Source organism: Aquisphaera insulae (assembly GCF_011064615.1).
In the GTDB taxonomy this organism is placed as follows: Bacteria; Planctomycetota; Planctomycetia; order Isosphaerales; family Isosphaeraceae; genus Aquisphaera; species Aquisphaera insulae.
Genome location: NZ_JAALJH010000047.1, coordinates 61,891 through 75,000, shown reverse-complemented (window position 1 = coordinate 75,000; position 13,110 = coordinate 61,891). Strand labels below are relative to the sequence as shown.

General features: G+C 70.6%; 10 protein-coding genes. 6 read left to right on the top strand and 4 right to left on the bottom strand.

Translation table 11 applies throughout. The features are described 5' to 3' along the window. Positions 1-171: 171 nt before the first annotated feature. The 3 genes from G6O54_RS22565 to G6O54_RS22555 all read right to left on the bottom strand — a co-directional run bounded on the left by G6O54_RS22565 (position 172) and on the right by G6O54_RS22555 (position 3,118). Positions 172-1,839 carry a site-2 protease family protein gene (locus G6O54_RS22565; RefSeq protein ID WP_165228298.1) on the bottom strand — a complete coding sequence of 556 codons (1,668 nt, stop codon included), beginning with the start codon at positions 1,837-1,839 and terminating at the stop codon, positions 172-174. A 77-nt stretch (positions 1,840-1,916) separates the two neighbouring features. Further along, complete coding sequence (locus tag G6O54_RS22560) at positions 1,917-2,474, bottom strand: 3'-5' exonuclease family protein (protein WP_165228296.1); 558 nt, start codon at positions 2,472-2,474, stop codon at positions 1,917-1,919. 5 nt (positions 2,475-2,479) lie between these two features. Next, positions 2,480-3,118, bottom strand: coding sequence for a TetR/AcrR family transcriptional regulator (locus G6O54_RS22555; protein WP_165228294.1), 639 nt, complete (start codon positions 3,116-3,118; stop codon positions 2,480-2,482). A gap of 203 nt (positions 3,119-3,321) precedes the next feature. Between G6O54_RS22555 and G6O54_RS22550 the strand changes: the two genes are divergently transcribed. From G6O54_RS22550 to G6O54_RS22540, 3 genes are all read left to right on the top strand, one after another. Further along, positions 3,322-4,677: an efflux RND transporter periplasmic adaptor subunit gene (locus tag G6O54_RS22550; RefSeq protein WP_165228292.1), complete on the top strand. Its 1,356-nt coding sequence runs from the start codon at positions 3,322-3,324 to the stop codon at positions 4,675-4,677. A gap of 72 nt (positions 4,678-4,749) precedes the next feature. Next, a complete protein-coding gene (locus G6O54_RS22545; RefSeq protein WP_165228290.1) occupies positions 4,750-8,097 on the top strand; it encodes an efflux RND transporter permease subunit in 3,348 nt (1,115 codons plus the stop codon). A gap of 30 nt (positions 8,098-8,127) precedes the next feature. After that, a complete protein-coding gene (locus tag G6O54_RS22540) occupies positions 8,128-9,420 on the top strand; it encodes a transglutaminase-like domain-containing protein (RefSeq protein ID WP_165228288.1) in 1,293 nt (430 codons plus the stop codon). On the opposite strand, the gene G6O54_RS22535 is transcribed toward G6O54_RS22540, so the two are convergent. Then, positions 9,407-10,609, bottom strand: coding sequence for a glycosyltransferase (locus tag G6O54_RS22535; RefSeq protein ID WP_165228286.1), 1,203 nt, complete (start codon positions 10,607-10,609; stop codon positions 9,407-9,409). The two genes, G6O54_RS22540 and G6O54_RS22535, sit on opposite strands and share 14 nt — an antisense overlap. 247 nt (positions 10,610-10,856) lie before the next feature. Here G6O54_RS22535 and G6O54_RS22530 point away from each other — a divergent pair, with 247 nt between their 5' ends. From G6O54_RS22530 to G6O54_RS22520, 3 genes are read left to right on the top strand one after another with little or no spacing between them, the layout of a single operon-like run. Beyond that, entirely contained in the window at positions 10,857-11,858 is a 1,002-nt protein-coding gene (locus tag G6O54_RS22530) for a glycosyltransferase family 2 protein (protein WP_165228284.1), read from the top strand. A 33-nt stretch (positions 11,859-11,891) separates the two neighbouring features. Beyond that, positions 11,892-12,200 carry a biotin/lipoyl attachment domain-containing protein gene (locus G6O54_RS22525; protein WP_165228282.1) on the top strand — a complete coding sequence of 103 codons (309 nt, stop codon included), beginning with the start codon at positions 11,892-11,894 and terminating at the stop codon, positions 12,198-12,200. Continuing rightward, positions 12,197-13,081: a thioesterase domain-containing protein gene (locus tag G6O54_RS22520; RefSeq protein ID WP_165228280.1), complete on the top strand. Its 885-nt coding sequence runs from the start codon at positions 12,197-12,199 to the stop codon at positions 13,079-13,081. The genes G6O54_RS22525 and G6O54_RS22520 overlap by 4 nt, the downstream gene beginning before the upstream one ends. Positions 13,082-13,110: the final 29 nt, after the last annotated feature.

The following is a 13,110-nucleotide window of genomic DNA, read 5'->3' as shown; positions in this document are numbered from 1 at the left end:
TCGGCTCGGCCCCTGAAATGACCAGGGATCGCCTCTCGAACGATGCCCGCGGGACTCGATTTCCCCGCTCGTCCCGCGCGATGCGGCGGTCCGGTGCGTCTGCGCTTCGCTTGACACACCCTACAAAATAGGTTCATGTCATCGGTCGTTGGTGTGAATGGGCCGCGGCGATCACCTCTCGATCAGGCACAGGAACGGGACGAACAGGCACCCGAGCCAGCCGGCGAGGGCCAGCAGCAGGAGCATCCCGCCGCCGCCATGGCGCAGGCGTGGGATCAAGAGGCCGATCAGGAAGCGGACCGCGGCGTAGATCAGAGCGATCGCCGTGCCCAGGGCGAGGGAGATCAGGCCGACGAGGAACGGCACCATCATCCCCGCGGCCTGCGGGCGAGGCCCCGACAGGACGAGGCCGCCGATGGCCAGGATCAGCACCACCACGTTCAGGCCGAGCAGGCGCAGGCCATGACGACGCAGCCTCCGCTCGCGGAGGATCGCGGCCTCGGTCGTGGCGGTTTCATCCGGAGGGGCCACCTCGAGCTGCGTGAGGAGCGCTTCGGCCTTGTCCCCCTTCCCCAGGGCGGCGGAGCCTTCGCGGATCTCGGCGAGCGTGGGGGCATGGACGCGGACGAACCGCGCCCGCTCCTCCGGGACGGTCCACGAATCGGCGAGCGATCGGATGGCGGCGATCAGCCGGGGAAGGGCGAGCTCGGCACCGGCCTGGTCCCCTTTCTCCAGGCACGCTCGAGCGATCGCGCGGTAGAACCTGAGATCCAGCGCGGGGGTGAGATGGACGTTCCTCATCCGCTCGTAGGCCGCGACGAGCGAGGCGGCCCCCATGGAGCCGGGGCCCGCGACGGCGAGGCCCGCCTCGGCCGTCATCCGGGCGGCCTGGAGCCGTGTCCTCAACCAGGGATGGCGGGCGGCCGTCTCGTCGGCCGCCAGGGCCCGGAGGTCCGTCACCTGGCCCGGGACGTCGCCATCCAGGGCCCGCAGGTCGGCGCGAACCCACGCGGTCATGAGCCGACCCACCGGATGGCCCAGGGCGTCGTACGCGCTTGCGGCCGAATCGATGAGGTCGGCGGCACGGGCCCGGTCGCCGGTGGACGCGGCGAGCGAGGCGGTGACGAGGGCCTGGCACGCCCGGATGCTCGGGACCTCGTCGGGCGCGAGCGATTCGGCCTCGTGGTAGAGTTCCTCGGCGCGGGACAGGTCGCCGAGTTCCAGCGCTTCCACGACGATTCCGAGCAGTCGGATCCGGAGCCCCCGGATGTCGCCGATCGCCTCGAGATGGGGTCGCAGGCCCAGGGACGTCTCGATGCTGACCGGGAGCGGCGTCGGAATGGTCCCGAAGCGAAGCGTCTGGAGCATCAGCATGCCATCCGAACGCAGCGGGACCTTGCCGGCGCGGAACTGATGGGGGATCAAGGACCCGATCGCGGTAAACGCGTTCATGAGGAACAGGGCCATCCAGAGGCCGCGTGGCCCCGTCGCCCGGGCGAGGAGCATGCCGGCAACGACGGCGAGCAGGCCGTTGGCGAGGATCCCCCCGCCGTAGAAGCTGATGCTTCGCAGCCGCGACGGCAGGAGCTGCGGGTACCACACGTGCGTCAGGCCCATGAACGAATGAGATCGGCATGCATAAAGCCGTGTGCCCCTCAGGTTGAGCACCAGCAGGGGCCGAAAGAGGCCCGAGCCGAACGACGTCACCACGAATCCGCAGAGGCGGCCGACGACGGCATGGCCCAGCTCATGGACATGGATCGTGAGGAAGGCGGCCGGCAGCAGGAACAGCAGGTGGTAGGGGCCGAAGTCGCCGGTCGTCAGGGAGCAGAGGAGCATCGAGGTCCCTCGGCATCGGGGGGTACGGAGCCATCGAATCCCGGCGTCCGACCGACCTGGCTCCTCGGAGGCTCATCCTAGTCCTTCCGCCGATTCGCCGCCAGCATGTTGCAGAAGAGGGCCCCCTGGCCGATCGCGTCGTCCAGGGCCTTGTGGGTGTGCGGGAGCTCGTCGAACCAGGACCTCGGCATGTTCCGCTTGGTGGCGTTGCGGTAGTCGGTGCCGAGGACGGCCATGGCGTAGGTCTTGATGTCGAGGGCGGAGAACGAGAACGGGGATTCGCCGGCGAACCGGATGAGATACCAGTAGATGAACAGGAAATCAAAGCCGGCCGGATAGGCGACGAAGACCGGCTTGCCCGGGAGCCCCTTGATCCAGGCCACGTACCCGGGCATGACCTCGGCCGGGTCGCGGGGATTCTCGCGATGGGCGGCCCAGGCTTCCGGCTGGGTCTGCCACCAGGCCATGGTCTCGGGATGGCCGGCCGCGCCCTCGAGGGGTTGCAGGTTGGCCTCGAAGGTGGCGACCAGCCGCTTGTCCGCGGTGTAGGCCGCGGAGCCGAAGCTGAGCATGGAGTGCGGCCCCGGGATCGGGCCGTCGGTCTCGACGTCGGTGCTGATGTAGATCTCGGCCATGGAGACTACGTCCTCTTGCGGGCCTGCCCGGTGCCGGGGCCTCCGCACGCCGCCGCTGGCGCGGGCGGGTCGATGAAGGTGGACAGGCTCCGCGTGAGGAGCTCGACCAGCCGCTCGCGGTCGGCCCCGGCGAGTGACGACGGGGCGATCATCTGGTCGATCATGGCGAAGCCGGCGAGCTGGGCCATGACGAGCGCGGCGCGGCTGGCGGCTTCCGGGCCGTCGATCACGGCGGCGAGGGGTCCCAGGTGGTTCTCCTCCAGGTTGGTCCGGAGGATCTCGGCGGCGCGGGGCTCGGTCGCCGACCGGAGGAGCAGGAGCAGGATCGTCCGCGCGTCGTCGGACTCGTCATCCCGCCTGGAGACCATCAGGCGGGCGAAGCGTTCCGCCAGCGTCGCCGGGTCGTCGTAGCGGATCTTGGGGACGAACGCCCGCTCGACGACCTCCTCGAAGAGCCCCTCCTTCGACGTGAAGTAGCGATTCACGAGCGCGGCGGTCACCCCGGCGTCGGCGGCGATCTCGCGGACCCCCGCCCGCTCGTAGCCCTGCTGCGCGAATCGACGGGTCGCCGCCGCCAGGATCGCCTCGCGAGTCATCGCCGCGTCGCGGCGTCGGCGCCCCGGCTCGGTCGTCGCTCTGGGCATGGCTCTCCTCCGGGAGACGGCGCCCCGCCCCCGGGCGTCCGGGGCGAAGTAAACGGGGGTTGACTTAGAGTATGGTGTGGTCTAGAGTGAAAGTCAACACAGGTCAACGGCCGTTGACTTGGGCCGGGGGCCGGGCGATCGCCGGCCGCCCGGCCGCACTGACGAACGATGCGGCGGGTGAGCTTGCACGGGTAGTTTGAATCATGAGATTAGACGCCTTTCAACCCTCGTCCCGGCGGCGCGGAACGGCCGGGTCGTTTGCGGTCTGCCTGGGACTCGCGGCCCTTTGCGGATGCCGTCAGCACGGCGCCCCGCCGGCGCCGGCCGCGCCGACGGTGGGCGTGGTGGCGGCGCGGAAGATGGACGTGCCGATCGAGTCGATCACCAACGGGACGACGCGGGCGATCGAGGAGGTCGTGATCCGGGCGCGGGTGCGGGGGTTCCTCACCGAGCGGCATTTCAAGGAGGGATCGGCGGTCAAGCCGGGGGACCTCCTGTTCGTGATCGACGAGGAGCCGTACAAGGTCGCGCTGCGGTCGGCCCTGGCGAAGCGGGACGAGGCGGAGGCCTCGCTGACGAAGGCGGAGAAGTCGAAGGGGCGGGAAGTGGCCGCGGCCAAGGTGCAGCTCGACAAGGCGCAGCTCCACCTGGCGATCGTGGAGGAGGGCCGCAATCGGACGCTGCTGACCCGCCAGGCCGGCTCGCGCGAGGACCTCGATCGGGCGGAGGCGGAGCGGAAGAAGTTCGAGGCCCAGGTGGCCTCGGACCAGGCGAGCTTCCAGCAGGCGGAGGCGGACTACGAGGTGGGCATCCTCGCGGCCAAGGCGCTGGTGGAGGCCTCGCAGGCGGCCGTGCGGGACGCGGAGCTGAACCTGGGCTATTGCCGGATGGTCGCCCCGATCGCCGGCCGGATCGGCGAGGCGCGGGTGAAGATCGGCAACCTGGTCGGCCCGGAAGCGACCGGCGGCGGGGCGTTCAGCGAGCTGGCGACGATCCAGCAGCTCGACCCGATGGCCGTGGACGTCCGGGTGGCCGCCAAGGACCTGGAGCGGGCCACCAACTGGGTGAGGAAGAAGCTCAAGGCCACCCTGATCCGCCCGGGGCTCGACAGCAGCCAGGAGCACGGCGACCAGGGCGAGTGGTACTTCATCGACAACACGATCGATCAGACCACGTCCACGTTCCTGGCCAAGATTCGCTTCCCCAACGCCGCCGGCTCGATCCTGCCCGGCGAATACGTCCGCCTGCGATCGGTGGTGGAGCACTCGCAGGGCGCCGTGGTCGTGCCGGAGCAGTGCGTCATCGAGACCGGCGCGGGCCCGGTGGTCTACGTGGTGGACGGCGAGGGCAAGGTGGAATCCCGGCGGGTCGAGGCGGGCGAGACCTATGAGGGGATCCGGATCGTCTCCAAGGGGCTCGACGAGGGGGTCCAGGTGATCGTCGAGGGGCTCCAGCTCGTCCGCCCCGGGATCCCCGTCAAGGTCGAGCCGGCCCACCTCGCCAAGCCGGTCGGCGAGAAGCTGACCGCCGCGGAAGCCCGGGACAAGCCCGCGGGCTGAGCCGGACGCCCTTCGAACCGAGCCGACTCGATCCCCGTCCCCGATCATCCCCACGCCCCGTCAGGTGCTTTTATGGTTAATTTCTTCATCAGCCGGCCGATCTTCGCGACGGTGCTGGCCGTGCTCATGGTCCTGATCGGCGGGATCTGCGCGTACCTGCTGCCGATCGCCCAGTATCCGCCGATCGCGCCGCCGCAGGTCCAGATCACGACGACCTACACGGGCGCCGACGCCCTGACGGTGGCGGAGACGGTCACCACGCCGATCGAGCAGCAGATCAACGGCACCAAGGGGATGATCTATTTCAGCTCCAGCAGCACGGCCAACGGGGTGTCGAGCATCACCGCGACGTTCGAGGTAGGCTACAACCAGGACATCGCCGCGGTCGACATCCAGAACAAGGTGCAGACGGCCACGCCGCAGCTCCCGCCGGAGGTGAAGCAGTACGGCGTGACGATCAAGAAGACGTCCACGGACATGGTCTGCGTCGTCAACCTGATCTCGCCCGACGGCCGCTACGACGCCAATTTCCTGGACAACTACGGCCAGATCTACATCGTCGACGCCCTCAAGCGGATCCCGGGCGTGAGCGACGTGACCGCGTTCGGCCGCAAGTACTCGATGCGGATCTGGCTGGACCCGAACAAGATGGCCGAGCTGCGGATCGCGCCCACCGAGGTGATCGCGGCGGTCCAGCAGGAGAACGTCCAGGCGGCGGCCGGCAAGATCGGCGGCCTGCCGGTGCCGAAGGGGCAGGCCTTCGAGTTCCCGATCACCGTCAAGGGCCGGCTCACCAAGGTGGCCGAGTTCGAGGAGATCATCGTCCGCCGCCGGGACGAGGGCTCGATCGTCCGGCTCCGGGACGTCGCCCGGGTCGAGCTCTCCTCGGAGAATTACGAGACCGCCGGCTACCTGGACAGCCAGCCCGCCGGGTCGATCCTGGTCTACCAGTACGCCGACGGCAACGCGCTGACCATCGTGGAGAACGTCCGCAAGGAGATGGACCGCCTCGCCAAGAGCTTCCCGCCGGGGCTGGAGTACCGGACCGCCTACGACACGACCCGGTACGTCGAGGAGAACATCGACGAGGTCGTCCATACGCTCGTGGAGGCGTTCCTCCTCGTCATGGTGGTGGTCTTCATCTTCCTCCAGGGCTTCCGCGCCACGATCATCCCGATGCTGGCGATCCCGACCTCGCTGATCGCCACGTTCGCGCTGATGACGATCTTCGGGTTCTCGCTCAACACCCTGACGCTCTGCGGGCTGATCCTGGCGATCGGCCTGGTGGTGGACGACGCGATCATCGTGGTGGAGAACATCGAGAAGTACCTCGGCCGCGGCTATCGCCCGCTGGCGGCGGCGCGGGCCGCCATGGCGGAGATCACGGCGCCGATCGTCACGATCACGCTGGTCCTGGCGGCCGTCTTCGTCCCGGTGGCGTTCATCCCGGGGATGACCGGCAAGCTCTACAACCAGTTCGCGATGACGATCGTCTTCTCCTTCATCTTCTCCGCGTTCAACTCGCTGACGTTCAGCCCGGCGATGGCGCGGCTCTTCCTCAAGACCCAGCACGGCGAGCCGAAGTTCTTCCTCTTCCGCTGGTTCAACCGCCTGATGCGGTGGCTGGAGGACTCGTACGACGCGATCCTCGAGTTCACGGCCCACCACTGGTGGACGATCATCATCCCCTCGGTCGGCCTGCTGGCGCTGACGGGCTGGATGGTGGTCACCCGGCCCAAGTCGTTCGTCCCGGCGGAGGACCAGGGCTACCTGATCGTCAACATCCAGGCGCCCGACGGCACCAGCCGCGAGGTGACCTCGCGGATCATCAAGCAGGTGGAGACGATCGCCAAGGAGCTGCCGGGCGTCGAGCACGTCGTCACGCTCGACGGCCTGAACATCCTCAGCCTCACCAACCAGAGCAACGCCGGCATCATCTTCCTGCCGCTGATCCCCTGGAGCGAGCGGAAGGCCCCGGAGCTGCGGTCGGCCGCGCTGGCGCGGACGCTCCAGGCGAAGCTGGCCTCGGTCCGCGAGGCGATCGTGATGGTCCTCGAGCCGCCGCCGATCCGCGGCCTGAGCATGACCGGTGGCTTCGAGGTGATGATCCAGGACCGCGCCGGCAAGGGGGTGGAGGCGCTCCAGCGCGTGACCGACCAGCTACTGACCGCGGCCCGCAAGCGGCCGGAGCTCGCCGTGGCCTTCACCACCTTCAGCACCCGCGTCCCGCAGCTCCGCTTCGAGCTCGACCGCGTCAAGGCCCGGCGGCTGGACGTGCCGGTCTCGGACGTCTTCGCGACGCTCCAGACGAACCTCGGCGCGTTCTATATCAACGACTTCAACCTCTTCGGCAAGGTCTGGAAGGTGCTCATGCAGGCCGAGGGCGAGGCCCGCCGCAAGCCCCAGGACATCGCCGCCCTGACGGTGCTCAACCGCAAGGGGGACAAGGTGCCGCTGGGGGCGCTGGGCGAGGTCAGCTACAAGCTCGGGCCGATCGAGGTCCCCCACTACAACCTCTTCGCCTCGGCCAAGATCAACGGCGTCCCCGCCCCGGGCTTCAGCTCCGGGCAGGCCATCGCGGCGATGCAGGAGATCTGCGCGGAGATCCTCCCGGAAGGCTTCGGCTACGAGTGGACCGGCACGACCTTCCAGGAGCAGAAGACCGGCAACCAGGCGAGCTACATCTTCGCGCTGTCGATCATCTGCGTCTTCCTCTTCATGGCCGCCCTCTACGAGAGCTGGATCCGGCCGACGGTCATCATCCTCACGGTCCCGCTGGCGATGTTCGGGGCCATCGTGGGCCTCTGGCTCTTCGACATGCCGCTGGACGTCTTCGGGCAGATCGGGCTCGTGATGCTGATCGGCCTGGAGACCAAGAACGCGATCCTGATCGTGGAGTTCGCCGTCGAGATGCGCGAGAAGCGGGGGATGAGCATCATCGAGTCCGCCAAGGCGGCCTCGCGCGAGCGGCTGCGGCCGATCCTGATGACCTCGCTGGCGTTCGTGATGGGCGTGCTGCCGATGGCCCGCGCGACCGGTGCCGGGGCCGGCAGCCGGAACTCGCTGGGCATCGTCATCGCCTTCGGCATCGCGGTGAGCACGGTGCTCGGCCGGTTCGTGATCCCGATCTACTACGTCCTGGGAGAGCGGATCGGCGACTACCTCGCCCACCTCCGCGGCGCCGACGAGGAGGAGGACGAGGAGGAGGCTCACCTCCCGGGCCACGCCGGCCGCCCGCACCACGTCCACCTCTCCGGCGAGCATTCGCCGCCGCCGGGCCCGGCCGTCTCGCATCAAGACCCCGCCTCTGTCCCGGTCCGCGACGACGGCCGGGCCGGCCGCGATCCCGCCGTGCCTGGGCCCTTGCCCGGGGCGTCCGGCGACGACGATCGCGGCGATGTCCACGGCCCCCTGTCCTGATCCGGGGCCGGCCCGGCCTGGAGCCCGATCATGAAGCCCATCAGCCTGGGGATCGACGACGGCTCTCGGTATCAGGTCTGCGAGGAGGCGGAGACGATCCGGGCCATCCTCCACCACGGCCGGCCCCGCGACGTCCTGGCCGGGGGCCACGTCGCGGATTCGGCGGCCGCGCAGGCGGAGGAGGCGCTCGGGCGCTGGATCGCGCTGGGGCTCCCGTTCCGCGGGGGGCGAACGCGGTCCTTCGACTTCTTCCAGGTCCTCAACTTCATGGTCCGGGCCGGCCGCGAATCGGGAGACCCCTGGTATGAGGAGGGTCCGGTCCGGACGTTCCGTCGCGAGGCGGCCGAGCTCGCCGGCACCGCCGAGGGCACGAGGTTCCTGGTCCGGCTCCGCCGCGAGTTCCACGTCCCGGCCGGATCGCCGGCCCGCCTCCGCGTGCCGTTGCCGCTCGATGATCCGTCCCAGGCCGACGTCGTCGCCACCCTCATCGCCCCCGATCCGGCGGCGGTCGAGGCCGTCCGCGGCCCGGGCCGGATCGAGGTCCGGCTCCCCCCTTCCCCCGCCCCGGCCGTGGTCGCGGTCGAGGTCGACATCCGACTCACGTGGGTCGCACGGCCGATCCCCTTCGATCCCGCGGGCCTCGAGCCCTGGGATGAATCCGACCCCGAGTACCAGCTCCATACCCGCAGCTCCGAGGGGTGGATCCAGGTGACCGACGAGGTGGCCAGGCTCGCCGGGACGCTCGTCGGCGGGGCGCGGGACGCGTGGGCGACCTTGCGGGCGTTCTGGAGGTTCTTCTTCGAGCGGATGGCGAGCGGGAGGATCCATCACGACGAGCTCGACGCGGGGGACCGGCTCGGCTCGCTGGCCGCCAGGGGCTGGTTCGATTGCCTCGCCGGATCGTCGCTGCTGGCGGCCCTCTGCCGGGCGCGCGGGATCCCCGCCCGCGTGGTGAACGGCTTCACGCTCTACCCGGCCATCCCCAGCAACCACTACTGGGTCGAGGTGCTGCTCCCCCCCTTCGGCTGGATCCCCCTGGACCTGGCGAGCTGGGACCTGGCGGCCGGCCTCGGGCCGGAATCGGCCTGGGGCGAGCACTACCTCGGCCGGCTCGACCCCCGGCTCACCTGCCAGCGATTCCCGCGCCAGATCACGGGGCCCGTCGGCGTCCGGTTCCCGGCCGCCTGGTACTCGCTCCCCCGTGTCCGCGACGGGGGACTCGAGGCCTCCTACTTCGCGCTCGATTCGGGCACGCTCCTGCAGCGGGACTGGATCCGCGTCCGTCGCGAGCCTCCCGGGGCGGCGGGCGTCATCCGTCCTTGAGGCGTTCGCCGCGGGCGACCCGCGCCACCGCCGAGGCGAAGTCCGCGCCGACCACGGGCCAGGAAAGGGACTCGGCCACGGCCCGGCCGGCCGCGGCCTGGGCGTCGAACGCCGCCGGGTCGGCGAGGACGCCGAGGATGGCCCCGGCGAAGCCCTCCGCGTCCTCGGCCGGGATGTAGTGCCGTCCCGGCTCCACGGGGTGCCCCCGCACGCCCGCCGGCGTGGAGACCAGCGGGATGCCGGAGGCGAGCGCCTCGAGGACCTTGAGCGAGGAGCCGGCGCCCTGGAAGAGCGCGTTGCCATAGACCATCGCGTCGTCCAGGTAAGGCCGCGTGGACGGGACCGTCCCGGTGATCTCCACGCCTTCCTTGCGGAGCAGGGCGACCTCGATCCCGGGGCTCTTGCCGCAGAGGACGAGCCGGGCCTGGGGCTCCCGGGCGCGGACCAGCGGCAGCACGCGCCGGGCCAGGAACTGGGCGGCCTTGAAGTTGGGCGGCCAGAAGTAGGCGCCGACGAAGAGGATCGACTTGCCCGCCCGGCGCGAGGGGGAGCGCATCGGGATCAGGTCCGTGTCCGCCCCGTTGGGGACGACCCGGACCGCGGCGGTCGTATGCCCCCGCATCCGGTCCGCGTCGGCGACCGTCGGGCAGGTGATCAGGGCGGCGCGGGGCCAGGCCGCACGCTCGTAGGCCTCGATCCTGGCCGTGGCGAGCGCCGGGTCGATCGGCACGCGGGCCCGCTCGTAGGCCCCCAGGACCTGGCCGATCGCCTGGCTCTCGACATTGTGCTCGTCCAGGACCATCGGCACCCCGGGGAGCCCGCGGGCGACGTTGGCCGTGAAGAGCTGCTGGCAGACGACGACGTCGAAGGCCGCCTCGGCGTGGTCCCTCGCCAGGATCGCGCCCAGGGGATCGTCGTCGGCCATCCAGCGGTCCATGGACGGCCCCGAGAACACCCGGGACAGGGAGGCGTGGACGGGGTCCGGCTCGGGATCGAGCCGGATACGGTCGAAGGGGGCGAGGTCCGGATGGGCCCCGTGCCGCTCGGCATCGGACTCGGAGCATCGTGCGTACAGGGAGACCGCCCCGACGCCGGCCAGGGCGTGGGCGAGTCGGCAGGCCCGGATCATCGAGCCGGAGTCCGCCGGGGCCGGCAGGGAATTGGCGATCAGCGCGATTCGAAGGGGCATGAGTCGACCTCGTGCGGTCCGGCGTGGGGGGAACCGGGGGACGAGAGGTGCGGTGAGGCGCGTGCCCGCGGCCCTCGCGTTGCCTATTGTCATCCAGGAGTCGGGACATATTGCCCGTGGGTATCCTAATGGATTAGCATTTCGGTCCGCATCCCAGTTCCTTGATGTGATGATATCGGGTCGCGGGGCGAGCCTCGCATCCTCGATCGTCCGGAATCGGAGGTCAGTCGGGGATATGCTCGCTAGCGTGATCATCAAGACCAAGGATGAGGCGAAGCGGCTGCGGCTCGTCCTCGCCTCGCTGAGCCGGCAGACCGTGCCCATCGTGGCGCCCGGGTCGCGGGTCGGGTCGGGGGACCTGGCGGCGGAATTGATCGTCGTCGATGACGGATCGGTCGACGAAACCCCCACTCTGCTCGACGCCCGGCCCGAGGGGCTTCCCCTGGCGCGGGTCCGGCTCGATCCCAATCGGGGCCGGTCGGCGGCGGCGAACGCCGGGGCGGCGGCCGCGTGCGGGGAGGTCCTCATCTTCCTGGACGGGGACACGCTGGCCGGGCCGGAAATGGTGGAGGAGCACGCCCGGGCCCACGGGCGGGCCGCGCGCCCCTTCTTCGGCCGCGGGGAGCACTTCAACCTCCGCTGTACCCGGTTCTTCGATGACCCCGAGACGGGGACCCCGCGGGCCGGCGCCGAGGCTCAGGTCCGCCGGATGGGGGCGGAGCTCGCCGGCAACCTCGTCACCCGGGAGCAGGTGATCGAGCGGTTCGACGAGGTCGCGAGGCGGGCACACGCGGGCCTCTATCCCGGGGTGGGGCCGCGGACGCTCTTCGAGGTGGAGTGGGACGCCCTCGTGAACCATCCCGGCCTGCCGGTCCTGTGGATGGCCGCGTCGGGCCACAATTCGTCGCTGCGGCGGTCCGATTTCGAGGCGGCCGGCGGATTCGACGAGCGGCTCTCCATCAACGAGCATCGCGAGCTGGCCCTCCGGCTCCAGGAGTCCGGGGTGCCGGTCGGGCCGGTGCCCGGCGCCCGGACTTACCACCTGACCCATCGCGACGGCTGGCGGGACCCCCTGGCGGACGACTCCTGGGAGCGGCTCTTCCTCGCCGCCCACCCCCGCCGCGATGTCGAGCTGATGACGTTCTTCTGGCGCAGCCTCGCCGCCGACGCGTCGATCCCCGAGCGGGCCCGGCTCCGGACCCTGCCGGAGCTGGCCGCCGCGGCGGCGGCCTCGGACGCGACGGGCTGAGGGTTCTCGCACGCTTCGAGGAGGATCTGGTCCGTGATCTATCAACTCGTCCTGCCCGGCCCGATCGAGGGAGTCGATGACTTCTGCGTCCTGGAATGGCACCGGGACGAGGCCCAGGACGTCGCCGCCGGCGGCCTGATCGTCGAGCTGGAGACCCAGAAGACCATCATCCAGCTCCGCGCGGCCGCCCCGGTCGTCCTCCGCCGGATCGGCTGCCGGGCCGGCGAGTGGAGGCGACTGGGCGAGCCCATCGGGCTCCTGAGCGACGCCGCCGACGAGCCGCTGCCCGAGGGCATGCCGGCGGACCTGCCGATCCTGGAGCTGGAGTTCGACGTGGAATGAGCCAGCCCGTCCCTCATGGACCCTACCGGCATCTCGAGATCGTCCGCGGCGGGGGGCCCCTGCCGCCGGTCGTCGCGGTGGGACTCCCGGACGTCCTGAGCGTCGTGAAGGGGGAATTCCCTCCCGAGGTCCCGGTCTGGTGGCTGAGGACCGACGGGTTCGCGGCTCCGCCGTTCCTGATCCGGCCGTTCCCCGAGATCGCGGCCTCCTTCGCCGACGAGATCGACCGATACATGCCGACGGGGCCGCTGGTGCTCATCGGCTTCTCGTTCAGCGCCCTGATCGCCGTCGAGCTGGCCCATCGCCTCGGCCGGGACGACGTGGAGGTCCTGCTGCTGGAACCTCCGCTCCCCGGCATCCTCCCGGCTCGGGCGAAGCTGCGACGGACCGCGGCGGCTCGCCCCGCCACGCCGAAGGCGGCGGATCGGGCCGAGGCCGCCGTTCCCCGGGAGCGGGCCAGGGGGCCGATCGCCGGCGCCGTGCGGGCCGCCTGCGTCGACCTGTGGTGCCGCGGCTATCTCCTCCTGCAGGAGTCCCTCCTCCGCCCTTATCTCGAGTCCAGGGCGCGACGAGGCAAGCCGATCCCGGCCCGCTTCCGGTCGTGGTGGTTCTACCTCCCGCAGGTCCACGACCGGACCATGAAGTACCGGCTCCCGCCCTATGCGGGCCGCATCCACCTGGCGGGGAGGTCGGACTGGCTGTCGACCTATCTCCCGTCCTGGAAGGTCCTCGCCGAGCCCGGGGAGGTCATCTCCTGCCCCCTCTCGCAGGCGGCCGACCACGCGGCGATCAACCGGCTCCCCTCGGCCCGGCCCTGGGTCGAGCTGATCGGCGATTGGCTGGCCGCGTCCTCGCGCGACGTCCCCGGCCCGATCGCCTGAACGCGGCACACGACGTGCAGCCGTCCCTC